We start from the raw sequence: 22,425 nt of genomic DNA on the forward strand, positions 1-22,425 counted from the left end.
AGGCGCTTATGACTTTTAATATTGCTCTTAATTTTGAGGACGGCATTACGCGATTTATTCAATGCAATGCCGGAGAGAAGGTGCTGGATGCGGCCTATCGCCAGAAGGTAAACCTGCCGATGGACTGTTCTGACGGCGTTTGCGGCACCTGCAAATGTCACTGCGCCAGCGGTGAATACGACCTGGGGGAGGATTATCTCGACGAGGCGTTAAGCGACGACGAAGCGCAGGCTCGCCAGGTGCTGACCTGCCAGATGGTCCCGACCAGCGACTGTGTGATCGACGTGCCGGTGGCCGCCGCGCAGTGTAAAACCGCGCTGACGAACACCGGGGCGCAGGTACGACAGGTGAATTTACTGTCCGATACCGCCATTGAACTGGTGGTCGCGCTGGATGAGCCGCTGGCTTTTCTGCCGGGGCAATATATCAACATTCAGGTACCGGACACGCCTCATGTGCGCGCCTACTCATTTAGCTCGTTGCCGGGTTCTCTCGAAGGGCGCTTTCTGATCCGTAACGTGCCTGGCGGCATGATGAGCCAGTGGTTAACCCAGCAGGCGCGGTCCGGCGACCGCCTGACCCTCAGCGGCCCGATGGGCAGCTTCTATTTGCGCAGCGGCGAACGCCCGCTGCTCATGCTGGCGGGTGGCACCGGGCTGGCGCCGCTGCTGTCCATGTTACACACCCTGCAGACACAGGGTAGCCCGCGTTCGGTGACGTTACTGTATGGGGTGACCCGTGACGACGATCTGGTGAAAACCGACGCGCTGGATGCGTTTAAACAGCAACTGACGGGATATCGCTGGCTGCCGGTGGTGGCGGATGAAAGCAGTTCCTGCCCGCAGCGCGGCTTCGTGACCGAACATCTCGATGACGCGATGCTGAATAACGGCGACGTTGACATCTATCTTTGCGGACCGCCGCCGATGGTGAATGCGGTCGCCACGGCGCTGCGCGAACGAGGAATTTCCCCGGCAGGGTTCTGGTATGAGAAATTTATCGCCAGCCAGAGCGCGGCGGCATAAGGAGGCATGATGCGTTTTACCAATAAAGTCGTCGCTATCACCGGCGCGGCGCAGGGCATTGGTCGCCAGACCGCGGAACAGGCGGCAACTGAAGGCGCCGCCCTGTTGCTGATTGACCGCTCGCCTTACGTACATGAACTGGCTGCCGTTTTAGCCCAGGCCGGAAGTCAGGTACTGGCGCTGGAGGCTGACCTTGAGCAGTGGCAGAGTACTGAACAGGCGTTTGCCGCCGGGGTCGCGCATTTTGGCCGCCTCGACGTGCTTATCAACAACGTCGGCGGCACCATCTGGGCGCGACCTTTCGCCGAGTATCAGCCAGAACAAATTGAGAAAGAGATCCGCCGCTCGCTGTTCCCCACCTTGTGGGGCTGCCGCGCGGCGCTCCCCTGGATGCTGAAGCAGGGGAAAGGCAGCATCGTCAATATCTCGTCGGTGGCGACGGCAGGGGTGAACCGGGTGCCTTACTCGGCGGCGAAAGGCGGCGTTAATGCGCTGACCCGGTCTATCGCTATGGAGTACAGCGGCAGCGGCATTCGGATTAACGCCGTCGCGCCGGGCGGTACGGAGGCGCCGCCGCGCCTGACGCCGCGCAATGAAGAGCAGCCGAGCGAGCAGGAAAAGGCGTGGTATCAGCAGGTTGTCGATCAGACGGTGGCGAGCAGCCTGATGCGCCGTTACGGCACGCTGGCGGAACAGGCGAATGCGATCCTGTTTCTCGCCAGCGATGAGGCCAGCTATATCACCGGCGTGACGCTACCGGTGGCGGGCGGCGACCTCGGCTAACGGCGGGTGGCATACCAGCAGAGCAGGGAGCCGAGACATACCATCCCGGCCCCCTGCCAGAATGACCATGAGAGCGCGGCGCTGAGCAGCACCGCCGCCAGCGCGGAAGAGAGCACCGGCGTAAAGTACGACGCCGCCGCCAGCAGGCTGACGTTGCCGTGCAGGATGCCAACGTTCCACGCCGCGTAGGCCAGCCCCAGCGCCACGGAGACCGTAATCAGCTTAATGACCACCGGCCAGCTAAACTGCATCGGCGGCTGCGCGCTGGCCAAAAACTTCAGCCACAGGGTCAGCGCCGTTAATAAGACGAAGAGGGTAATGCCATTTTTGCCTTTGGCATATTTCGCGGTAACCGTGCAGTACGCCGCCCAGATAAACGCGCCGATAAATGCCAGAAAATAGCTCAGCGGGCTGGAGATGACGTTATTGATAATTTCATCGAGGTTGAGTCCGTGCTCGCCGCCAAGCACCCAGCTCACGCCGAACAGCGCCAGCAATAAGCCGGGGATCACCAGCCAGCTGCTTTTCTGACCGTTAAAAAGAATGGCGAATAAAATGGTCAGGCTGGGCCACAGGTAATTGACCATTCCCACTTCAATGGCCTGCTGGCGGGTGGCGGCGAAGCCCAGCGACAGGGCGAGGCAGATCTCATAGCTAACAAACAGCACGCTGCCGGCTAACAGATAGCGGCGCGGGATCTGGCGCAGGTTGGGAAAGCCGACGGTAAAAATGAGCAGCAGGCCGCTAAGGCTATAAATCATCGCCGCGCCGCCGACAGGACCTAGCCCTTCGCTAACGCCGCGAATCAAGCCGACCATCGTGCTCCATAATATAATGGCGGCGAAGCCTATTGACGTCGCTCTCTTTTTTTCCATGTTTAACCTGATAGTGACTCAAACGCAGCCAGAATTTATAACATCTTTTTGCGCCCGGCGGTTGATCTTTTCCGTAGCGCATAACTCTTTGGGGTTAGTCAAACTCGTCGCCGATGACTCTTTAGAGGGCTAGCGTGGGCGACCTTGATTTGACGCAATAAAAAAAGGGACATTGCTGTTAGTTTCCTCCGCGCGATGAACAAACATCCTGCATGGAGGAATCAATGGACGTCAGCCGCAGAAAGTTTTTTAAAATCTGCGCAGGCGGTATGGCCGGAACAACAGCTGCCGCACTGGGCTTCGCCCCGAAAATGGCGCTGGCTCAGGCACGCAATTTCAAATTGCTGCGCGCAAAAGAGATCCGCAACACCTGCACTTACTGCTCCGTGGGCTGCGGGCTATTAATGTATAGCCTGGGCGACGGCGCGAAAAACGCCAAAGAAGCGATTTATCATATCGAAGGGGATCCGGATCATCCGGTAAGCCGCGGCGCGCTGTGCCCGAAAGGCGCCGGTCTGCTGGACTACGTCCACAGTGAAAATCGCCTACGGTATCCGCAATACCGCGCTCCGGGTTCGGATAAATGGCAGCGCATCTCCTGGGATGAAGCTTTTAACCGCATCGCCAAATTGATGAAAGCCGACCGCGATGCCAACTTTATTGAGAAGAACGAACAGGGCGTGACGGTTAACCGCTGGCTTTCCACCGGAATGCTGTGCGCCTCGGCGGCGAGTAATGAGACCGGCATGCTGACGCAAAAATTTGTGCGCTCGCTCGGCATGCTGGCGGTAGACAACCAGGCGCGCGTCTGACACGGACCAACGGTAGCAAGTCTTGCTCCAACATTTGGTCGCGGTGCGATGACCAACCACTGGGTTGATATCAAAAACGCAAACGTCGTAATGGTGATGGGCGGCAACGCCGCGGAAGCGCATCCGGTGGGATTCCGCTGGGCGATGGAAGCGAAGAACAATAACGATGCTACGCTTATCGTCGTCGACCCACGCTTTACGCGTACCGCGTCGGTGGCCGATATCTATGCGCCGATTCGTTCCGGTACCGACATTACGTTCCTGTCGGGCGTGCTGTTGTACCTTATCGAAAATAATAAGATTAATGCCGAGTACGTAAAGCATTACACCAATGCCAGCCTGCTGGTACGGGATGATTTTACCTTCGAAGATGGCCTGTTCAGCGGCTACGATGCGGAAAAGCGCCAGTATGATAAATCGTCCTGGAACTACCAGTTCGATGAAAATGGCTACGCGAAACGCGATGAAACGCTCAGCCATCCGCGCTGCGTCTGGAATCTGCTCAAGCAGCACGTTTCCCGCTACACGCCGGAAGTGGTTGAAAACATCTGCGGTACGCCGAAAGAAGACTTCCTCAAAGTGTGCGAGGTGTTGGCTTCAACCAGCGTCGCGGATCGCACCACCACCTTCCTGTATGCGCTGGGCTGGACGCAGCACACCGTCGGCGCGCAGAACATCCGCACCATGGCGATGATCCAACTGCTGCTCGGCAACATGGGCATGGCGGGCGGCGGCGTCAACGCGCTGCGCGGACACTCCAATATTCAGGGGCTCACCGATTTGGGTCTGTTGTCGACCAGTCTGCCGGGTTATTTGACGCTGCCGTCCGATAAACAGAGCGATCTGCAAAGTTATCTTAGCGCCAACACGCCGAAAGCGACGCTGGCCGACCAGGTGAACTACTGGAGCAACTACCCGAAATTCTTCGTCAGCCTGATGAAATCGTTCTACGGCGATGCGGCGCAGAAAGAGAACGACTGGGGCTTCAACTGGTTGCCGAAATGGGATCAAGCCTACGACGTCATCAAGTACTTCAATATGATGGATAACGGCAACGTCACCGGCTATATCTGCCAGGGCTTCAACCCGGTTGCGTCCTTCCCGGACAAAAACAAAGTGGTGCGTAGCCTCAGTAAGCTGAAATATATGGTGGTTATCGATCCGTTGGTGACCGAGACATCGACTTTCTGGCAGAACCACGGCGAGTCTAATGATGTCGACCCGGCTACGATTCAGACCGAAGTCTTCCGTCTGCCATCGACCTGCTTTGCCGAAGAAGACGGTTCGATCGCCAACTCCGGTCGCTGGCTGCAGTGGCACTGGAAAGGCCAGGACGCGCCGGGTGAAGCACGCAACGATGGCGAAATTCTTGCCGGGATCTATCACCGTTTGCGTGAGCTGTACCGTCGCGAAGGCGGTAAGGGCGCGGAACCGCTGCTGAAAATGAGCTGGAGTTATAAGCAGCCAGATCATCCGGAATCGGAAGAGGTTGCAAAAGAGAACAACGGCTACGCGCTGGCGGATCTCTACGATGGCAATGGGGTGCTACTGGCGAAAAAAGGACAGTTGCTGAATAGCTTCGCGCTGTTGCGCGATGACGGCAGCACCGCGTCATCTTGCTGGATCTACACCGGCTGCTGGACCGAGCAGGGTAACCAGATGGCGAATCGCGATAACGCCGATCCTTCTGGGCTTGGCAATACGCTGGGCTGGGCCTGGGCCTGGCCGCTCAATCGCCGCGTGCTGTATAACCGCGCATCGGCCGATATTAACGGCAAACCTTGGGATGCGAAGCGAATGCTGATTCAGTGGAACGGCAGTAAGTGGGTCGGTAATGATATTCCGGACTTCAATACCGCGCCGCCGGGGAGCAACACCGGGCCGTTTATTATGCAGCAAGAGGGGCTTGGGCGCCTGTTTGCGCTCGATAAACTGGCGGAAGGGCCGTTCCCTGAACACTACGAGCCGATGGAAACGCCGCTTGGCACCAACCCGCTGCACCCGAATGTGGTCTCCAGCCCGGTAGTGCGTTTATACGAAGATGACGCTATTCGCTTAGGTAAGAAGGATAAGTTCCCGTATGTCGGTACTACCTATCGCCTGACCGAACACTTCCATACCTGGACCAAGCATGCGCTGCTTAATGCGATTGCGCAGCCGGAACAGTTTGTCGAAATCAGCGAAGGGCTGGCGAAAAGCAAAGGTATCGTTAACGGCGACTGGGTGAAAGTCAGCAGCAAACGCGGCTTTATTCGCGCGGTTGCCGTGGTGACCCGCCGACTGCGCACGCTGAACGTCAACGGCCAGCAGGTAGAAACCGTCGGTATCCCGCTGCACTGGGGTTTTGAAGGCGTGGCCCGTAAAGGTTACATCGCCAACACCCTGACGCCTAACGTCGGCGATTCCAACTCGCAAACGCCGGAGTATAAGGCGTTTTTGGTCAACATCGAGAAAGCGTAAGGAGCGATTAAATGGCGATGGAAACACAAGACATTATTAAACGCTCCGCGACCAACCAGATGACTCCCGCGCCACGCGCGCGGGACTATAAGGCCGAAGTCGCCAAGCTTATCGATGTCTCCTCCTGCGTAGGCTGTAAAGCCTGCCAGGTGGCCTGTTCCGAGTGGAATGACATTCGCGATGAAGTGGGGCACTGCGTCGGCGTGTACGACAACCCGGCGGATCTCAGCGCTAAATCCTGGACGGTAATGCGTTTTAGCGAGACCGAACAGAACGGCAAGCTGGAGTGGCTTATCCGCAAAGATGGCTGTATGCACTGCGAAGAGCCGGGTTGCCTGAAAGCCTGCCCGTCCGCCGGGGCGATCATTCAGTATGCCAACGGCATCGTCGATTTCCAGCAGGAAAACTGCATCGGCTGCGGCTACTGCATTGCCGGGTGTCCGTTTAATATCCCGCGCCTCAATAAAGAGGATAACCGGGTCTATAAATGCACCCTGTGTGTGGATAGGGTCAGCGTTGGTCAGGAACCGGCCTGCGTGAAAACCTGTCCTACCGGCGCTATCCACTTCGGCACGAAAAAAGAGATGCTGGAAGTGGCGCAGGAGCGGGTGGCTAAGCTTAAAAAACGCGGCTATGCCAATGCCGGGATCTACAACCCGCAGGGCGTAGGCGGCACCCACGTGATGTACGTGCTGCATCATGCCGACCAGCCGGAGTTGTATCACAAGCTGCCGAAAGCGCCGCAGATCGATACCAGTATCAATCTGTGGAAGGGGGCGCTGAAACCGCTGTCGGCGGCGGGCTTTATTGCCACCTTTGCCGGGCTGATTTACCACTACATCGGTATCGGGCCGAACAAGGAAGTTGATGACGATGAGGAGGAACATGATGAATAAATCGAAAATGATAGTGCGCACCAAATTTATCGACCGCGCCTGTCACTGGACGGTGGTTATCTGTTTCTTCCTGGTGGCGCTGTCGGGGATTTCGTTTTTCTTCCCGACGCTACAGTGGTTGACGGAAACCTTCGGCACCCCGCAGATGGGGCGTATCCTGCACCCGTTTTTCGGGGTGCTGATTTTTGTCGCGCTGATGTTTATGTTTGTGCGTTTTGTCCACCACAATATCCCTGATAAACAGGATATCCCCTGGCTGAAAGGCATTGTGGAGGTTCTGAAAGGCAATGAACATAAGGTCGCGCGCGTCGGTAAATATAACGCCGGGCAGAAGATGATGTTCTGGACCATTATGAGCATGATTTTTGTGCTGCTGGTGACCGGGGTGATTATCTGGCGCCCGTATTTTGCGGACTATTTCCCGATTCCGGTTATCCGTTACAGCCTGCTGATACACGCTACTTCGGCGATTATCCTGATCCACGCGATCCTCATTCATATGTATATGGCATTCTGGGTGAAAGGGTCGATTAAAGGCATGATTGAGGGTAAGGTCAGCCGCCGTTGGGCGAAGAAACATCACCCGCGCTGGTATCGCGATGTCGAACGCCTGGAAGCGCAAAAAGAGAGCCGTGAGGGAATGAAGTAAGCCTTTATGGGGTAAACCCGCTCCGGTGATATCGGGGCGGGCTCCCGGCATTCAGCAGTTAGTGATAAGTGTATCGATTGAATCAATGACCCCCTGACGCGCACAACTCAGATTACAGACGAAATCCTGTGGCTGGATTCGTTTATTATTTAAATTACTGATCATCGGCGTACAAAGTAAAAAGCTGTCAAACTCTATATTTATCCTTGGGGCGACATGCTGATGCCACCGAGGTAACTGTCGCGCCCGCATTAAAGGAATAATGACTCTAGTGGCCAGGTCAGCATAGTAATCATTCTGCACTATCATATAATACGGTAGGGGGTTATTTGTTTGCGCAGAACAATTTCGATAGACATTGAATTGTTCAAGCATCATAGCACCCTGAAAAACTCATCATCTGTGAGAGTACCTGCTTTTGCAATAAATTCATTCATTGCGGCAATGAATTCCTTATGTTGGCGCTGCTTATCTGTTTCTCGTAAATCCTTTCCTGTCTGCGCTGACTCCTTCTGGGCTGGCACGTCAGTACATCTTTTACGTAGCGTATTACTTTTCATAGTAGGTTCCTTGCTGGTGGTTCAGTGATTATTCTCTTTACTCACTTAAAAATAAACCTCAGCAGTAATTTTAATATTTATTTTGCGAGCCGGGTTCCAGAGCAACGCAACAGATGAAATATTAACGTTTATTGTAATAATCCTCTGCGCAGGGGGAATACTGCGCAAAGGTGATAAAGCTATTCCTTCAAAACTTCTCAGGAATAAACCGGAAAGGAAAATGGGTCGGTTTCACTTTGCCAATTTTACGTTTCGGTAAGGTAATGTGTTCCGTTGGTAGAGCCTCGTAGGGGATCTGCGAAAGCAGATGGGTAATAATATTCAGGCGTACGCGTTTTTTATCTTCCGAGCGGGCGACAAACCACGGCGCCCAGGCGGTATCGGTGGCGGCAAACATCGCATCACGCGCTACGGTGTAGTCATCCCAGCGGTTGAAGGATTTAATATCCATCGGCGATAGCTTCCAGATTTTGCGTCCGTCATCAATACGGTCCCGCAGGCGCCGTTCTTGCTCCTGCGGCGTTACCTCCAGCCAGTATTTCAGTAAAATAATGCCGGAATCGACCATCCCTCGCTCTACCATCGGCGCGCCGTCGAGGAATTTTTGCACCTCCTCCTCGGTACAAAATCCCATCACCCGCTCAACGCCGGCCCGGTTGTACCAGCTGCGATCGAAAATCACTATCTCGCCGGCGGCGGGAAGATGTTTGATATAACGCTGAAAATAGAGCTGGCTGCGTTCGCGCTCGGTTGGCGCAGGCAGGGCGACGACGCGGAAAACCCGCGGGCTGACGCGTTCGGTTATCGCTTTGATGGTGCCGCCTTTGCCGGCGCCATCGCGACCCTCGAAGACGATGCATATCTTAAGCCCTTTATGCACTACCCACCGCTGTAGCTTGACCAACTCGACGTGCAGTTTACGCAACGCCTGCTGATACTCTTTCTCGCTTAACGGCTCCGTTTTGGCGGGTATGACGGGCGCAACGGTTTTTTTCTTGTTTCCCATGACAGTCCTCATTGCGTGACGGCCTGAAAGGCAGGTCGCTGTTTAAAGTGTAATCAGACCCAGGCAAAGCGGCGGAAAACTTCTCATCCGGCGGAGAGAGAAAGATAGCCATTAAGCGCATCATCTCACTGCTGATTAATCAGGAATCGGGTAGGATAGTCTCGTCAATTAGCTAAAATCATTCAGGGAGAGAGTATGTCGAAAAAACTTTTGCAGGTGCACTTTGCTTTTAGCGGCCCGTTTGGCGATGAAATGTCGGCGCAATTAGCCGAGCTCGCGCAATCTATTAACCAGGAGCCCGGTTTTATCTGGAAGATTTGGACGGAGAATAGCGCTACGCAGGAAGCCGGCGGCATATATCTGTTCGAAGATGAACAGAGCGCGCAGGCTTATGCAAAAAAACACGCCGCCCGCCTGCAGCAATTTGGCGTGCAGGAGATGTTCTACAAGATTTTCGATGTCAATTTAGCGCTCAGCCAGGTTAACCACGGGCCGCTCAATTAAAACAAACCGTGGTTACATATAGCGCTCAAACTGCCATGCCGCCACGGCTTCGAGGATAAACAGCCCGGATACAACGAGACCCGCCACGCGATGGCGGGAATAAAATAGTATTCCCGCGACCACGGCTAACACCGGTAACGTAATGGGCCAGCAGGCGACGATAGTAATCCAGGCGATGATCAGATAATCCTTCATCATGGCGAATACTCCGTAGTCAATGTTTACCGGCGTGCACGATGCGCCGGTAAAAATCAGAATTCGACGACGCCGCCTTGTTCAATACGGTCAATATCATTGGTAACGGGATTCACCTTTTCGTTGTAATAGGTGTAGGCATTAACGTCGGGCGTCATCGTTAATTTTGGTTGTTCCGTTTTCGATTCAGGCGATTCTGCTGGTGGATTAACGGCAAGGTCTGCCGGTTCCGGTGGCGTATAATGTAACTGGTCGGCGAGATTACCCGCTGCGAAGGCGCAGGCGTTAATAGAAAGCGCGCTGATGGCAATAATTAATTTTTTTAAAGTCATGATTTTCATCCATGAGGCGAAACCCGCCACGGCGGCAGGTAAAAGAGCAAGGCTTAAGATAATACGTAAAAGAAGTTAATGTTTCAAAGCGTAAACGCCGTCTGGCAGCATAAAGTTGCTATTCATCGGCAATTCTTTATGGTGGCGACCTGTATTGCCGAGCATTCCCCATCCTCTCGTTATTAATTTCACATTAATGCAGCAAAATTTTCACTAGTTTTGATCATCACCGCACTTTTGCACCAGCCCGGTGCGCAAGGTTGCTAAAGTCGTTCTATGTTTAGCTCACTGTCGGTATGGACACCAGCGTTCCCGGCAGGCCACGTGACGGCAACAGACCTCCTGACCTGTAAAGACTGGCGCATTGCCGGGGTGGTACCGATTGCGGTCACGCTACGCGACTATTAGTAATCGATCTGGCGATACCTCTCTTCCTGGCGGGTTTTTTGCTTTATCTACCGAAGCCGCTACGGCTTATTCCAGCATTGGCACGTTACGCTGTAAGTGGTTTTTACTGCGCCAGTTTGTGGCGTCTGTTCGATATCGCTGAGGACTATCCGAATGTCTTTAAAACTTAAAAAGTTGACTCTGCATTTTGCAATAGCAGGTTGTTTGAGCGCGGCATTTTATGCACAGGCGGATGTGAAGATTGGCGTGGCCGGCCCATTTACCGGGCCGAATGCGACCTATGGCGCCCAATACTGGAAAGGGGCATCGCAGGCGGCGGCTGATATTAATGCAGCCGGGGGAATTAAAGGCGAAAAAATTGTGCTGGTACAGGGCGATGATGCCTGTGAACCCAAGCAAGCGGTGGCAGTGGCTAACCGCCTGGTCGACGACTCCGGCGTCTCGGCGGTGGTGGGTCACTTCTGCTCTTCCTCGACGATGCCCGCCTCCGAGGTCTATGACGAAGCCGGCATCCTGACCATCACGCCGGGTTCCACCAATCCGCAAATCACCGAACGCGGAATGAAAGATATGTTCCGCATGTGCGGGCGCGATGACCAGCAAGGGGTGATTGCCGCCAACTACATGCTGGATGTGCTGAAGGCGAAGAAGATCGCCGTCATTCACGATAAAGACACCTACGGTCAGGGATTAGCCGATGCGACACGCGCGGCGCTGGCTAAACGCGGGACGAAAGAAGTGCTGTATGAAGGCTTATCCCGCGGGGAAAAAGACTTTAATGCCCTGGTAACCAAAATCGGCGCCCTGAAACCGGATGTGGTTTATTTCGGCGGCTGCCACCCGGAAGCCGGCCCGCTGGTGCGCCAGATGCGCGAGCAGGGCGTCCAGGCTAAGTTCTTCTCCGGCGACTGCGTGGTGACCGAAGAGTTAGTTACCGCCGCGGGCGGGCCGCAGTTTACCAATGGCGTGTTAATGACCTTCGGTAAGGATCCGCGCACCATTCCTGAAGGTAAAACGGTGATCGACAAATTCCGCGCCAGCGGTTTTGAACCGGAGGGCTATACCCTTTACGCCTACGCTTCGATTCAGGCTATCGCCGCCGCCTATAACGCCGCCGGTACCGATAATGCCAAAGCCAGCGAATGGTTAAAAAACCATAGCGTCGATACCGTGATGGGTAAAAAAGCCTGGGATGGCAAAGGCGACCTGAAAGTATCGGATTACGTGGTTTATCAATGGGATGATAAAGGCAAATATCATCAGCTGTAACCCGGGATTGTAGTGCGCATAACGTCCTCATCAGAGGGGCGTCGTACCACCATAAGCAGCAGACGTTAAGGCCTCTGCGTCTGCTGCACCTTGACTGGCAGGATGGTTCATATGGCGGCATTCTTTCTGCAACAACTGATCAATGGCTTAACGCTTGGCGCGGTATATGGGCTTATCGCCATTGGCTACACCATGGTTTATGGCATCATCGGTATGATTAACTTCGCCCACGGCGAGGTATATATGGTCTCAGCCTATCTGTGTGCTATCGGGCTGGCGCTGCTGGCCTACTTCGGTATTCACTCCTTCCCGCTGCTGATTTTCGGCACGCTGGTGTTTACGATTATCGTCACCGGGGTGTACGGCTGGGCCATCGAACGCATTGCTTATCGGCCGCTACGTAATTCAACGCGTCTGGCGCCGCTGATCTCGGCAATCGGTATGTCGCTGATTTTACAAAACTACGTGCAACTGAGTCAGGGCCCCAATCAACAGGGGATCCCGACGTTGATGCACGGCGTATTGCGGATTACGGTAGGTGATGGCGTGGTGCAAATCACCTGGACCAAAATCTTCATCCTGCTCGCCGCCTTCGTCGGCATGGTGGTACTGAGCTGGATAATCAACCACACGCAGTTAGGTCGGGTTTGCCGCGCGACCCAGCAGGATCGGCGAATGGCGGCCATTCTCGGCATTAACACCGATCGGGTGATCTCGCTGGTGTTTATGATTGGCGCCGCCATGGCGGGCCTTGCCGGGGTGCTGGTGACCATGAATTACGGCACGTTTGATTTTTATATCGGCTTCATTATCGGCATTAAGGCCTTCACCGCGGCGGTGCTGGGCGGGATCGGTTCGCTACCGGGGGCGATGCTTGGCGGCCTGCTGCTGGGCGTCGCCGAGGCGCAGTTCGCCGGGTTAGTGAACTCGGATTATAAGGATGTCTTCTCGTTCGCATTGCTGGTGGCGATTCTGATTTTTCGTCCGCAAGGGCTGTTAGGACGTCCTGTTGTGGCCAAGGTCTAAGGGGGACATATGACCGATATTTCCCGTTTAGACGGCATCGATGTCAAACGCAGCGTTATTGATAGCGTGCTGGCCGGTTTATGCGCGCTGATAGTCTTTGGCCCGATCGTGGGCATCGTGCTGAAGGGGTACAGTTTTACGCTTTCTCCACAGCGCGTCATCGTGCTGGTGGCGGTGGTGATGGCTGGGCGGCTGTTGCTCAGTCTGCTTTTGCAAACCCGCGGGGGGAAGCAGTTTGTCGGACGTTTTGAAGGCAACGACCAGGGTGTATTTGTCCGTCCCCCCGGCTATCGTAGTCGGCTGCGTTTTGTCCTGCCGCTGCTGGTGATTGCGGCTATCGTTTTCCCGTTAATGGCCAGTAAGTATCTGCTTACCGTTGCGATCCTCGGGCTTATCTACGTCCTGCTGGGGCTGGGATTAAACATCGTGGTGGGTCTCGCGGGGTTACTTGATTTGGGGTACGTCGCCTTCTACGCCATTGGCGCCTATGGCCTGGCGCTTGGCTATCAATACCTTGGCTTAGGTTTCTGGGCAATGCTGCCGCTGGGGGCGGTGATGGCGGCTTTGGCGGGGGCGTTATTGGGTTTTCCAGTATTACGAATGCATGGCGACTACCTGGCTATTGTGACGCTGGGATTCGGCGAAATCATCCGCCTGGTGCTCAACAACTGGGTGAGCTTTACCGGCGGCCCCAACGGCGTTTCGGTGCCATCGCCAACGCTCTTCGGCCTCGAGTTTGCCCGGCGAGCCAAAGAGGGCGGCACTCCGATTCATGAATTTCTGCATATTGCCTACAACCCCAACCTTAAATTTATCTTTATTTATGCCGTGTTGTTTATCGTAGTGTTAATGGTGTTGCTGATAAAACACCGCCTGACCCGGATGCCGATTGGCCGGGCCTGGGAGGCGCTGCGGGAAGATGAAATCGCCTGCCGGGCGATGGGGCTGAATCACGTGCTGGTTAAGCTGTCCGCGTTTATGCTTGGCGCGTCGACGGCCGGCATCGCCGGCGTCTTTTTCGCGACTTATCAGGGGTTCGTCAACCCGACGTCGTTCACCTTTTTCGAATCGGCGCTGATCCTCGCCATCGTGGTATTAGGCGGCATGGGCTCGACATTGGGGGTGGTGCTGGCGGCTTTCGTCCTGACGGTCACGCCGGAGCTTCTGCGCGGCTTTGACGAATACCGGGTTCTGCTCTTTGGCGTGCTGATGGTGCTGATGATGATCTGGCGCCCGCGCGGGCTGGTGCGCACCGGGCGTACCGGGGTGGAAATCCGCAAAGGAGTCGCGCCATGAGCGATGCAATATTGCAGGTCGAGCATCTGATGATGCATTTTGGCGGGATTAAAGCGCTGAATGATGTCAACCTTGAGGTTGAACGCGGATCGATTACCGCCCTGATTGGCCCGAACGGCGCGGGTAAGACCACGGTGTTTAATTGCCTGACCGGATTCTACCGCGCCAGCGGCGGCGCCATTCGTCTTAATGCCCGGCAACGAATGACCGATGTGATTCAGGTTCTCGGGCAGAAACTGCATGCCGATGATTTTTTCCATCCTGCGCGCCTGGGACGGCGGATGTACTACAAAATGTTCGGCGGCGCGCATCTGGTCAACCGCGCCGGGCTGGCGCGTACCTTCCAGAACATCCGCCTGTTTCGCGAAATGACGGTGATTGAAAATCTGATGGTGGCCCAGCATATGCAGGTCAACCGCCACCTGATCGCCGGGATCCTGAACACCCGCGGCTATCGGCAGGCGGAGAACCGCGCATTAGAGCGGGCCTTTTACTGGCTGGAAGTGGTGGAGATGGTTGACTGCGCCAATCGACTGGCGGGAACGCTCTCTTATGGCCAGCAGCGGCGACTGGAGATCGCCCGCGCGATGTGTACCGGGCCGGAAATACTGTGTCTTGACGAACCCGCAGCCGGACTCAATCCGGCGGAAACGCGTGCCCTGAGCCGGATTATTCGTTTTCTGCGAGAACATCATGGCGTCACCATACTGCTGATCGAACATGATATGAGCATGGTGATGGAAATCTCCGATCGCGTGATTGTGCTCGACCACGGCGATGTTATTGCTCATGGCACCCCGGCTGAGATCCAGGCCAACCTGAGCGTGATCGCCGCATACCTTGGTACCGATGAACAGGAGATTGCCTGATGAGCCAACCGTTGATGGAATTTCGCGAGGTTAATGTTTTTTACGGGCAAATCCAGGCGCTGAAGTCGGTATCGCTAACGGTCAATGAAGGCGAAACGGTGGCGTTAATCGGCGCTAACGGCGCCGGAAAATCCACGCTGCTGATGTCCATTTTCGGCCAGCCGCGTATTTCCGCTGGCAGTATTATCTATCGCGGACATGATATTAGCCGCCAGTCGACGCACTATATCGCCACCAACGGTATTGCCCAGGCGCCGGAAGGACGACGTATTTTTGCCGACATGACGGTGGAAGAGAATCTGCTGATGGGCACTATTCCCATTGGTAATCGTTATCAGAATGAAGATAAAGCGCGGATGTATCGGCTGTTTCCGCGGCTGGAAGAGCGTCGTGCGCAGCGGGCGATGACGCTCTCCGGCGGTGAGCAGCAAATGCTGGCGATCGCCCGCGCGCTGATGAGTCGGCCAAAGCTATTGCTATTAGATGAACCGAGCCTGGGTCTGGCGCCGCTGGTGGTGAAGCAGATTTTCAGCATCTTGCGCGAGTTGACCGCTCAGGGTATGACGCTGCTGCTGGTGGAGCAAAATGCGTACCACGCGCTAAAACTGGCTAACCGCGCGTATGTACTGGTCAACGGCGAAATACGTCTGAGCGGTAGCGGCGCAGAGTTGCTGGATAACCCGGAAGTCAGAAATGCTTATCTGGGGATGGGTTAAGTTTTCGTCGGTCGTAAGGGGAGAAAACAGGGTGTGAAATCGGTTACACTAGCGTCGTGAATGCACATTAAAGTGACCGACTAGATGAAGAAAACGATTTTTTCCTTAGCGCTGGGAACCTTTGGCCTCGGAATGGCGGAGTTTGGCATCATGGGGGTATTGCCTGAAATCGCCCATGATGTCGGCATTACCATCCCCGCGGCCGGCAACATGATCTCGTGGTACGCCTTTGGCGTGGTGTTTGGCGCGCCTGTCATGGCGTTGTTTTCCAGCCGTTTTTCGCTGAAATCGGTGATGCTGTTCCTGGTGGCGCTATGTGTGGCAGGCAACGCGTTATTTACCTTCTCCTCAAGTTATCCCATGCTGGCGCTCGGTCGCTTTATTTCAGGTTTTCCTCACGGTGCTTATTTTGGCGTCGGGGCGATTATCTTGTCGAAAATCGCCTCGCCGGGCAGGGTTACCGCGGCGGTCGCCGGGATGATCGCGGGTATGACGGTGGCGAACCTGCTTGGCGTACCGGCTGGCACCTGGCTTGGCCATCAGTTCAGCTGGCGTTATACCTTCACGGCCATCGCGCTATTTGATGTGCTGGTGCTATTGGCGATACTGCGCTGGGTGCCGACGCTATATGACAAATCCGCCTCCCGGCTCAGCGAACAATTCCATTTCCTTAAAACCCCGGCGCCGTGGTTTATTTTCGCCGCCACGATGTTCGGCAATGCCGGCGTTTTTGCCTGGTTTAGCTATATCAAGCCCTTCATGATGAATGTCTCCGGCTTTAGCGAGTCGGCGATGATGTTAATTATGATGCTGGTCGGATTGGGGATGGTTTTAGGCAATCTCTTTAGCGGCAGGATCTCTGGACGCTACAGTCCGCTGCGTATTGCGGCGATGACTAACGGCGTCATTGTCGCGGCGTTACTGCTCATCTTTGCCTTCGGCATACAGCCGCTGGCTTCGCTGGCGCTGGCGTTTATCTGCTGCGCCGGGCTCTTCGCACTCGCCGCGCCGCTGCAAATATTACTGCTACAAAATGCCAGAGGCGGAGAAATGCTCGGGGCGGCGGGCGGGCAAATAGCGTTTAACCTCGGCAGCGCGATAGGCGCCTACTGCGGCGGAATGATGATTACCTTTGGCGCAGGTTGGCGTTCGGTGGCGCTGCCGGCGGCAGCGCTGTCGTTCCTGGCGATGAGCTCGTTGCTGCTGTATGCGCGATATCAGCGGCGGGTAACGCGTCATCGCGTTACCCAGGCAGGGCAGGTCTGATTAATCCCGCCACGGTTCGCCAAGGGTTAGCATCAGGCGGTTAGCCCAGGCGAAGAATGCCGCCGATTGCAGCAGATCCAACTGTTCGACGATATCCAGACCCTGTTGCTCCAGCGCGCTGAGATGCGCTGAGGTTATCGCAGGCGGGGTAACGGAAAGCGCGGCGGCGGCGTCAATCTCCGCCTGCCAGCGCGGCTCTTGACCATCGCTGAGATTCTCCCCAGGCGTCACCGCCAGCAGGGTCTCCACCGCTCGCTCATCTTTTGCCAACTGCGCCGCCTTGCGCGCGTGTACCGACGCGCAGTAGATGCAGCCGTTGATTTTACTGGCCACCGTTGCCGCCAGTTCACGTTCGGCGCGCGGCAGGCCACCCGGCGTATAGAAGATCCCTTTATCGGTCAGCGTGCGCTGTTCAAGCACCGGTTGGTTGCGCGCCAGCAGGCGGAAGTAGGGGGAGTCACTGTGGCCGAACTGCGCCAGCAGCGCCTGCTCGGCGGGATTAAATTCAGCGAGCGGCTTATCGGCAATCCACGGTTCCCAGTGTAATTCATCGCGCGTAAAGGCCACCGGCGCAGGTTTACCGCGGGCAGTCCTGGGATGTGTGTGCCAGTAGCCGGCGACCACCGGGGTCTCGGCCGCGGAGGTTGGTTTGTCATTTAACAAACGCAAGCCGCTCAGCAATCGGCTTTGAAAACTGACAAACGCAATAAGCTGCGCCAGCGTTACGATACCGCGCAGGCTCCAGCCCGCGTCGCTAAGCGTTTGTAACGCCGCGGGCGTCGCTTCCACCGGAGTAAAGGTCAGCAGGCGGGCAAACCCCAGCGCGGCGGCAAGCCGTGGGGTTGTCGGGTCGGCAATGCCGAAACCGGCGTAATGCGCCGCCAGCGCGTCTGCCTGATGAAGTCTGGCCACTTTTGCGGCGATGGCGAACCGTTCCTCGAGCGGAAAATCCTCATCCTGTTGGCTAAATAGCACCTCGTAACTTCCCTGGGCGTGGCGGGTCGCAGCGTCGCGTAACGCGCGGGCCTTGCCCAGCGGTGAATCGGCGGCGATCTCCGCCAGTTCAGCCAAAATATCCTGACTTAAGCTCATAGCGACTCCTTATCTGAATTGCGGGGCAATGTGTTTAGCGATGAGTTCGATAGAACGCAGCGTGTCCTGATGCGATGGCTCCACCGAATGAACCTGAAACGAAATGTCAGTCACCCGGGCTAGCACGCTGTCTTTAGCCAGCGATGCAAGCACATGCGGCGCATCGCCAATGTGGGCATCAAGCTGGCGAGCGTAATCCGTGACAGTGTCACCAATAATCTCGTGGCCGGCGGCGCGATGGGCTGCCGCCTGTTTACTTAAACCCGGCTCTGCGGCCTGTAGCGCATACCCCTGGCTGTCGGCAATAAACGCGGTACGGGAGGCCAGAATTCGCGGCGCCACGCCGGATGGCAGCGCGGCGAGGTAGGCGTCGATAATCGGGTTCTGAATCGCATCCAGCGGCAGCTCGCTTTGACCTGGCGGGCGCGGCTGCGTGCGCGATAGCATCAACCCATGGCCGGATTTAGCGGCCCGAATAGCGCCTTCAATTGAAAAGGTGGCGATCCAAATCCGTTTTGCCAGCTGCGGCGCAGGCGGATAAAGATGATTGTCCGGATGAGCCAACGTATCGCCGCGCCAGGCGCTTTCAATCAAATGCAGATGATCGGCGAAGACCGCGCCGCGTTGTTCGCAGGCCAGGCCAAAGGGGAGAAAAGAGGTTGGCGTCCCGCCGGAGCCAAAACCCACTTCCAGGCGACCCTCAGCGAGTAAATCCAGCACTGCCGCATCTTCCGCGACGCGCAGCGGGTTTTCCATCGGCAGCGTAATGATGGCGGTACCGAGACGGATCCGTTGCGTATGGGCCGCCGCATGGGCAAGAAACACCAACGGCGACGGTAATCCGCCTTCATTTTCATGAAAATGGTGTTGCGCCACCCAGGCGCTATCAAAGCCCAGCCGTTCCGCGTGGCGGATCTGCTCCGTCGCCAGGCGATAGCGCTCTTGCGGCGTGGCGCGATCAAGTAGCCGGGTGAAAAATCCGAGACGTTTAGGCATCATGCAATCTCCATGCTGGGTGCGTGATAATGAGGAATGGCGGCGAGCAGCTCGCGGGTATAGTCGTGCTGCGGCGCGGCGAACAACTGCTTTACCTCGCCCTGTTCGATGACTTGCCCGGCGCGCAGCACCGTCACGCTATGGGCGATGCGACGCACCGTCGCCAGATCGTGGGTGATAAACAGATAACTCAACCCAAGCTGTTGCTGTAATTGCAGCAACAGGGCGAGAATTTGCGCCTGCACCGTGACATCCAGCGCTGAGGTGGCCTCATCGAGCACCAGAATCGTGGGCTCGAGGATCAGAGCCCTGGCGATAGCGACCCGCTGACGCTGGCCGCCGGAGAGCTCGCGAGCGGTTCGGTTGAGTAGCTCCGGCGCCAGCGCGACGCGGGCGGCGGCGGACTCGACCCGCTGGCGCCGCGCATCTTTGGTCAGGCGCTGAAAATTCTTCAGCGGCTCTTCGATAATGTCGAACAAGGTCTGGCGAGGATCGAGTGAGGCGAAAGGGTTTTGATAAACAAACTGAATTTTGCGCCGCAGCTGGCGCTGGGCCTCGCGGCTCAATTGTCCGCTGGCAATACCGTCAATGGACACCTGTCCGCTATCGGCCTGCTCAAAACCCAGTAAGATACGGGCGAGGGTGGTTTTTCCTGAGCCCGATTCGCCGACCAGCGCATGGGTACTGCCACGCGGTAAAATAAAGCTTACGTTATTCAGCGCCTGCAGATGGCTGCCCCCTAACGCAAAGCGTTTGCTCACGCCTTCAACCCGTATTGCCGGCGTAACAAACGGGTGAATGGCGGTGGTTAAGTGCAGGTTTTGTCCTTGTAGATCGCACAGCAACTGGCGGGTATAGCCGTGCTGTGGGGTGCGGATAACATCACCCTTGTTGCCCTGTTCCTGAATTTCACCGTGACGAAAAACTACCAGCCGGTCGGCACGCTGCGCCGCCAGCGCGAGGTCATGGGTGACAAATAGCACCGCGGTGCCGGATTCACGACGCAAATGATCGAGCAGATCGAGGATTCTTTTTTGTACCGTCACGTCGAGCGCGCTGGTCGGCTCATCGGCAATAATCAAATCCGGCTTCAGGGCGATGGCAATCGCGATCAGCACCCGCTGCTTCATACCGCCGGAGAGCTGGTGCGGATACTGGTCTACGCGCTGCTCTGGATGGCTTAAGCCGACTTTTTCCAGCAGGGCGATAACCTGTTGTCGACGCTCGATTTTACTGCTTTTTTTATGCAGGCGGAGTATTTCGCCGACCTGCGCGCCGATGGTTTGCACCGGATTCAGCGAGTTGCCGGGATCCTGCGGCACCAGGCTGATTCTGGCCCCGCGCAGGCTATCCAGCCGCTTGCCTGACCAGCGGCTAATCTCTTCACCGTTGAGACGAACCGTCCCGGCATCGAGGCGGGCGTTTTCCGCCAGCAGGCCGATAATCGCCTGGGCGGTTGTGGTTTTGCCCGAACCGGATTCGCCGACGAACGCCAGCATTTCGCCGCGTTTAACCGTAAAACTAACCCGGTGAACCACTTCGCGCCACTGCCCGCCCGAGCGGTAGCTGATGGTCAGATTTTCTACGTTAAGCACGTTCATCGGCGATCCCTATTGAGTTGTTGGCTGATACGATTGGCTGCCAGTACCACGGCAATGACCGCGATTCCGGGGAAGGTGGTGAGCCACCAGGCGGTGGAAAGATATTTACGCCCCTCGGCGATAAGTAATCCCCATTCCGGCACCGGCGGCGGAGTGCCATAGCCGAGAAAACTCAGGGTTGAGAGGGCGAGAATAGCCTGGCCGAATTGGAGGGTGGCGAAAGCCAGCACCGGCGAAAGCGAGTTAGGCAGAATATGCCGCCAGAATACGGCCAAAAAAGTGCCTCCGCTTCCGTAGGCTGCTTCGACATAGTCGCTGTGACGAATGCGCACGACTTCGGCGCGCGACAGTCGGGCGAAACTGGCGATAGCGGCAACGCCAACCGCCATGGCGGCGTTCAGGGTGCCAAAACCGAGCAGTATGATTACCGTTAGTGATAGCAGGAGCGAGGGAATAGCCAGCAGAATATCGACAATCCGCATGACGACCGCTTCGACCCGCCCGCCCAGCGCGCCGGCAACGGTGCCCAACGCCGTGCCGGCAACCAGTCCCATAGCGACGGCGGCCAGGGCCGCGGAAAGCGAATGCCCTGCGCCGTAGACGATTCGGCTCCACACATCGCGACCGAGCTGGTCGGTACCCAGCCAGTGTCCCGCCTGCGGCGCCAGACGCTGGGCGCCAGCGATGCCGTCGAGCGGATTAAACGCGGTGAACCATTGCGGCGCGAAAGCCATTAGTACCGCAACCGTCATCACCGACCATGCCAGCCACAGTCCAGGCTGGAAGGAAAAACGGCGCCAGTTCACCGGACGGCGTCGTGCCGCCGAGGCATAATCGACCAGACTCATAGCGCACCTCCGCGCAGGGGTTTTAAGCGCGGGTCGAGCATCGGCATCAGCAGATCGACCAGCAGATTGATCGCGACAAAGCCCAGCGCTGAAATCATCACCACGGCCTGAAGAATGGCAATGTCCTGATTATTCACCGCCTGCTGCGTCAGTTGGCCGAGACCGCTGCGGCCAAAAACGGTTTCGGTAATTAAGGCCCCGGCGATCAGTTCTCCCAGCAGCAGGCCAGCAATGTTTAATGTCGGCAACAGAGCATTGCCGGTGACATGCCGCCATAACACCCGCGTTTCGCTCATTCCCTTGGCGCGAGCAACGGCAACGAAGGGTTGTGCGGCGATGTGATCCATGGTGCGTAACAGAATTTGCGCCAGCGGCGCGGAAATCGGTATCGCCACCGCGATAACGGGTAGCACCAGGCCTTGCAGAGGTCCGGGATTGATAACCGGGACCCAGTGCAATTGGAATGAAAAGATTTGGATTAAGGCGATGCCGAGCCAAAAGGTCGGCAGTGAAATAAACAGCACCGGCAACGACTGTAGCAGATTGCTGATACCGCGTAGCCCCGGCAAACGCGAAGCGATTGCGATCGCAAAGGCCAGCAGAACCGCCAGCGCGAAGGCCGGCAACGCCAGCGCCAGCGTGTCGGGTAAATTGCTGGCAATCAGGGAACTGACAGGCAGTCCCGCCTGGAGTGAATAGCCGAAATCCCCCTGCAGCATGGCCAGCAAGGTATGCAAATATTGCCGCCACAGCGGGCTGTCTGCACCATAGGCCACACGCATTTCGGCGATCTGTTGCGGGCTCAGCCCCAGATCGGGGTTCTGAAACTTAATCAAAATCGCGTCGCCGGGAAGTACCTGCAGCAGAAAAAAGGTCAGGGTGAAGGCCGCCCACAGCACCAGCACGCCTTGTCCCAACCGTCGCCAAAGATAGTGGCTCAT

General features: G+C 56.5%; 24 protein-coding genes. 13 read left to right on the forward strand and 11 right to left on the reverse strand.

The features are described from left to right. Window positions 1-8 precede the first annotated feature (8 nt). Both benC and AC22LX_RS01460 read left to right on the forward strand, forming a co-directional pair. Window positions 9-1,025: a benzoate 1,2-dioxygenase electron transfer component BenC gene (gene benC, locus AC22LX_RS01455; protein ID WP_063447810.1), complete on the forward strand. Its 1,017-nt coding sequence runs from the start codon at window positions 9-11 to the stop codon at window positions 1,023-1,025. Between the two features lie 9 nt (window positions 1,026-1,034). Then, a complete protein-coding gene (locus AC22LX_RS01460; RefSeq protein ID WP_213293147.1) occupies window positions 1,035-1,808 on the forward strand; it encodes a 1,6-dihydroxycyclohexa-2,4-diene-1-carboxylate dehydrogenase in 774 nt (257 codons plus the stop codon). Here the strand turns inward: AC22LX_RS01460 and yddG are convergent. After that, entirely contained in the window at window positions 1,805-2,683 is an 879-nt protein-coding gene (gene yddG, locus AC22LX_RS01465) for an aromatic amino acid DMT transporter YddG (protein WP_047048656.1), read from the reverse strand. The two genes, AC22LX_RS01460 and yddG, sit on opposite strands and share 4 nt — an antisense overlap. A 224-nt stretch (window positions 2,684-2,907) precedes the next feature. Between yddG and fdnG the strand changes: the two genes are divergently transcribed. From fdnG to fdnI, 3 genes are read left to right on the forward strand one after another with little or no spacing between them, the layout of a single operon-like run. Next, window positions 2,908-5,955, forward strand: coding sequence for a formate dehydrogenase-N subunit alpha (gene fdnG / locus AC22LX_RS01470; protein WP_113771823.1), 3,048 nt, complete (start codon window positions 2,908-2,910; stop codon window positions 5,953-5,955). An 11-nt stretch (window positions 5,956-5,966) separates the two neighbouring features. Continuing rightward, window positions 5,967-6,851, forward strand: coding sequence for a formate dehydrogenase subunit beta (gene fdxH, locus AC22LX_RS01475; protein WP_045394130.1), 885 nt, complete (start codon window positions 5,967-5,969; stop codon window positions 6,849-6,851). After that, window positions 6,844-7,500, forward strand: coding sequence for a formate dehydrogenase-N subunit gamma (gene fdnI, locus AC22LX_RS01480; protein WP_045366159.1), 657 nt, complete (start codon window positions 6,844-6,846; stop codon window positions 7,498-7,500). Before fdxH ends, fdnI begins: the two co-directional genes overlap by 8 nt. Before the next feature lie 51 nt (window positions 7,501-7,551). Here the strand turns inward: fdnI and AC22LX_RS01485 are convergent, their stop codons facing one another. The 3 genes from AC22LX_RS01485 to ppk2 all read right to left on the reverse strand — a co-directional run bounded on the left by AC22LX_RS01485 (window position 7,552) and on the right by ppk2 (window position 9,066). Next, entirely contained in the window at window positions 7,552-7,878 is a 327-nt protein-coding gene (locus AC22LX_RS01485) for a CcdB family protein (protein ID WP_487333684.1), read from the reverse strand. After that, a complete protein-coding gene (locus AC22LX_RS01490; RefSeq protein WP_213292526.1) occupies window positions 7,875-8,060 on the reverse strand; it encodes a hypothetical protein in 186 nt (61 codons plus the stop codon). Before AC22LX_RS01490 ends, AC22LX_RS01485 begins: the two co-directional genes overlap by 4 nt. Before the next feature lie 187 nt (window positions 8,061-8,247). Continuing rightward, a complete protein-coding gene (gene ppk2, locus AC22LX_RS01495; protein WP_213797171.1) occupies window positions 8,248-9,066 on the reverse strand; it encodes a polyphosphate kinase 2 in 819 nt (272 codons plus the stop codon). Between the two features lie 195 nt (window positions 9,067-9,261). On the opposite strand from ppk2, the gene AC22LX_RS01500 reads away from it, so the two are divergent. Beyond that, entirely contained in the window at window positions 9,262-9,570 is a 309-nt protein-coding gene (locus AC22LX_RS01500) for a monooxygenase (protein ID WP_045394138.1), read from the forward strand. A gap of 12 nt (window positions 9,571-9,582) precedes the next feature. On the opposite strand, the gene AC22LX_RS01505 is transcribed toward AC22LX_RS01500, so the two are convergent. Beyond that, the gene (locus tag AC22LX_RS01505) at window positions 9,583-9,768 is read right to left on the reverse strand and encodes a hypothetical protein (protein WP_045394141.1); all 186 of its coding nucleotides are present in this window, start codon (window positions 9,766-9,768) and stop codon (window positions 9,583-9,585) included. A gap of 53 nt (window positions 9,769-9,821) precedes the next feature. After that, entirely contained in the window at window positions 9,822-10,097 is a 276-nt protein-coding gene (locus AC22LX_RS01510; protein WP_487333685.1) for a hypothetical protein, read from the reverse strand. A gap of 276 nt (window positions 10,098-10,373) precedes the next feature. Between AC22LX_RS01510 and AC22LX_RS01515 the strand changes: the two genes are divergently transcribed. The 7 genes from AC22LX_RS01515 (at window position 10,374) to araJ (ending at window position 16,947) form a co-directional block, all read left to right on the forward strand. After that, the gene (locus AC22LX_RS01515; protein ID WP_015366472.1) at window positions 10,374-10,505 is read left to right on the forward strand and encodes a hypothetical protein; all 132 of its coding nucleotides are present in this window, start codon (window positions 10,374-10,376) and stop codon (window positions 10,503-10,505) included. Between the two features lie 153 nt (window positions 10,506-10,658). Beyond that, complete coding sequence (locus AC22LX_RS01520) at window positions 10,659-11,774, forward strand: branched-chain amino acid ABC transporter substrate-binding protein (RefSeq protein WP_063447147.1); 1,116 nt, start codon at window positions 10,659-10,661, stop codon at window positions 11,772-11,774. A 111-nt stretch (window positions 11,775-11,885) separates the two neighbouring features. Beyond that, window positions 11,886-12,800 (forward strand): ABC transporter permease subunit, encoded by a 915-nt coding sequence (locus AC22LX_RS01525; RefSeq protein WP_032711708.1) that lies wholly within the window; start codon window positions 11,886-11,888, stop codon window positions 12,798-12,800. 9 nt (window positions 12,801-12,809) lie between these two features. Next, window positions 12,810-14,096: a high-affinity branched-chain amino acid ABC transporter permease LivM gene (gene livM, locus AC22LX_RS01530; RefSeq protein ID WP_315710590.1), complete on the forward strand. Its 1,287-nt coding sequence runs from the start codon at window positions 12,810-12,812 to the stop codon at window positions 14,094-14,096. Continuing rightward, the gene (locus AC22LX_RS01535) at window positions 14,093-14,965 is read left to right on the forward strand and encodes an ABC transporter ATP-binding protein (protein WP_063447145.1); all 873 of its coding nucleotides are present in this window, start codon (window positions 14,093-14,095) and stop codon (window positions 14,963-14,965) included. Before livM ends, AC22LX_RS01535 begins: the two co-directional genes overlap by 4 nt. After that, window positions 14,965-15,681 carry an ABC transporter ATP-binding protein gene (locus AC22LX_RS01540; RefSeq protein ID WP_045394153.1) on the forward strand — a complete coding sequence of 239 codons (717 nt, stop codon included), beginning with the start codon at window positions 14,965-14,967 and terminating at the stop codon, window positions 15,679-15,681. The genes AC22LX_RS01535 and AC22LX_RS01540 overlap by 1 nt, the downstream gene beginning before the upstream one ends. Before the next feature lie 84 nt (window positions 15,682-15,765). Further along, window positions 15,766-16,947: an MFS transporter AraJ gene (araJ, locus tag AC22LX_RS01545; protein WP_045394155.1), complete on the forward strand. Its 1,182-nt coding sequence runs from the start codon at window positions 15,766-15,768 to the stop codon at window positions 16,945-16,947. Here araJ and AC22LX_RS01550 read toward each other — a convergent pair whose 3' ends face one another. From AC22LX_RS01550 to AC22LX_RS01570, 5 genes are read right to left on the reverse strand one after another with little or no spacing between them, the layout of a single operon-like run. Beyond that, window positions 16,948-18,039: an alkylhydroperoxidase domain protein gene (locus tag AC22LX_RS01550; protein WP_063447144.1), complete on the reverse strand. Its 1,092-nt coding sequence runs from the start codon at window positions 18,037-18,039 to the stop codon at window positions 16,948-16,950. It lies immediately after the preceding gene. Between the two features lie 9 nt (window positions 18,040-18,048). Then, window positions 18,049-19,035, reverse strand: a complete 987-nt coding sequence (locus tag AC22LX_RS01555) for a putative FMN-dependent luciferase-like monooxygenase (protein ID WP_045394639.1) — start codon at window positions 19,033-19,035, stop codon at window positions 18,049-18,051. Next, window positions 19,035-20,636 (reverse strand): dipeptide ABC transporter ATP-binding protein, encoded by a 1,602-nt coding sequence (locus AC22LX_RS01560; RefSeq protein WP_487333686.1) that lies wholly within the window; start codon window positions 20,634-20,636, stop codon window positions 19,035-19,037. The genes AC22LX_RS01555 and AC22LX_RS01560 overlap by 1 nt, the downstream gene beginning before the upstream one ends. Beyond that, window positions 20,633-21,484, reverse strand: a complete 852-nt coding sequence (locus AC22LX_RS01565) for an ABC transporter permease (RefSeq protein WP_487333687.1) — start codon at window positions 21,482-21,484, stop codon at window positions 20,633-20,635. The genes AC22LX_RS01560 and AC22LX_RS01565 overlap by 4 nt, the downstream gene beginning before the upstream one ends. Then, window positions 21,481-22,425 carry an ABC transporter permease gene (locus AC22LX_RS01570; RefSeq protein WP_047067659.1) on the reverse strand — a complete coding sequence of 315 codons (945 nt, stop codon included), beginning with the start codon at window positions 22,423-22,425 and terminating at the stop codon, window positions 21,481-21,483. The genes AC22LX_RS01565 and AC22LX_RS01570 overlap by 4 nt, the downstream gene beginning before the upstream one ends.

This window comes from Klebsiella sp. PK01, from assembly GCF_057624675.1.

What these genes read in the sequence shown, in the direction of transcription:
- araJ (WP_045394155.1), top strand. Translation starts at nt 15,766, where the DNA reads ATGAAGAAAACGATTTTTTCCTTAGCGCTGGGAACCTTTGGCCTCGGA.
- AC22LX_RS01550 (WP_063447144.1), bottom strand. Translation starts at nt 18,039, where the DNA reads ATGAGCTTAAGTCAGGATATTTTGGCTGAACTGGCGGAGATCGCCGCC.
- AC22LX_RS01485 (WP_487333684.1), bottom strand. Translation starts at nt 7,878, where the DNA reads ATGATGCTTGAACAATTCAATGTCTATCGAAATTGTTCTGCGCAAACA.
- fdxH (WP_045394130.1), top strand. Translation starts at nt 5,967, where the DNA reads ATGGCGATGGAAACACAAGACATTATTAAACGCTCCGCGACCAACCAG.
- livM (WP_315710590.1), top strand. Translation starts at nt 12,810, where the DNA reads ATGACCGATATTTCCCGTTTAGACGGCATCGATGTCAAACGCAGCGTT.
- AC22LX_RS01515 (WP_015366472.1), top strand. Translation starts at nt 10,374, where the DNA reads ATGTTTAGCTCACTGTCGGTATGGACACCAGCGTTCCCGGCAGGCCAC.
- benC (WP_063447810.1), top strand. Translation starts at nt 9, where the DNA reads ATGACTTTTAATATTGCTCTTAATTTTGAGGACGGCATTACGCGATTT.
- AC22LX_RS01520 (WP_063447147.1), top strand. Translation starts at nt 10,659, where the DNA reads ATGTCTTTAAAACTTAAAAAGTTGACTCTGCATTTTGCAATAGCAGGT.
- AC22LX_RS01505 (WP_045394141.1), bottom strand. Translation starts at nt 9,768, where the DNA reads ATGATGAAGGATTATCTGATCATCGCCTGGATTACTATCGTCGCCTGC.
- AC22LX_RS01555 (WP_045394639.1), bottom strand. Translation starts at nt 19,035, where the DNA reads ATGCCTAAACGTCTCGGATTTTTCACCCGGCTACTTGATCGCGCCACG.
- AC22LX_RS01535 (WP_063447145.1), top strand. Translation starts at nt 14,093, where the DNA reads ATGAGCGATGCAATATTGCAGGTCGAGCATCTGATGATGCATTTTGGC.
- AC22LX_RS01560 (WP_487333686.1), bottom strand. Translation starts at nt 20,636, where the DNA reads ATGAACGTGCTTAACGTAGAAAATCTGACCATCAGCTACCGCTCGGGC.
- AC22LX_RS01460 (WP_213293147.1), top strand. Translation starts at nt 1,035, where the DNA reads ATGCGTTTTACCAATAAAGTCGTCGCTATCACCGGCGCGGCGCAGGGC.
- AC22LX_RS01500 (WP_045394138.1), top strand. Translation starts at nt 9,262, where the DNA reads ATGTCGAAAAAACTTTTGCAGGTGCACTTTGCTTTTAGCGGCCCGTTT.
- AC22LX_RS01510 (WP_487333685.1), bottom strand. Translation starts at nt 10,097, where the DNA reads ATGACTTTAAAAAAATTAATTATTGCCATCAGCGCGCTTTCTATTAAC.
- fdnI (WP_045366159.1), top strand. Translation starts at nt 6,844, where the DNA reads ATGAATAAATCGAAAATGATAGTGCGCACCAAATTTATCGACCGCGCC.
- AC22LX_RS01540 (WP_045394153.1), top strand. Translation starts at nt 14,965, where the DNA reads ATGAGCCAACCGTTGATGGAATTTCGCGAGGTTAATGTTTTTTACGGG.
- AC22LX_RS01490 (WP_213292526.1), bottom strand. Translation starts at nt 8,060, where the DNA reads ATGAAAAGTAATACGCTACGTAAAAGATGTACTGACGTGCCAGCCCAG.
- AC22LX_RS01525 (WP_032711708.1), top strand. Translation starts at nt 11,886, where the DNA reads ATGGCGGCATTCTTTCTGCAACAACTGATCAATGGCTTAACGCTTGGC.
- AC22LX_RS01570 (WP_047067659.1), bottom strand. Translation starts at nt 22,425, where the DNA reads ATGAGCCACTATCTTTGGCGACGGTTGGGACAAGGCGTGCTGGTGCTG.
- AC22LX_RS01565 (WP_487333687.1), bottom strand. Translation starts at nt 21,484, where the DNA reads ATGAGTCTGGTCGATTATGCCTCGGCGGCACGACGCCGTCCGGTGAAC.
- yddG (WP_047048656.1), bottom strand. Translation starts at nt 2,683, where the DNA reads ATGGAAAAAAAGAGAGCGACGTCAATAGGCTTCGCCGCCATTATATTA.
- ppk2 (WP_213797171.1), bottom strand. Translation starts at nt 9,066, where the DNA reads ATGGGAAACAAGAAAAAAACCGTTGCGCCCGTCATACCCGCCAAAACG.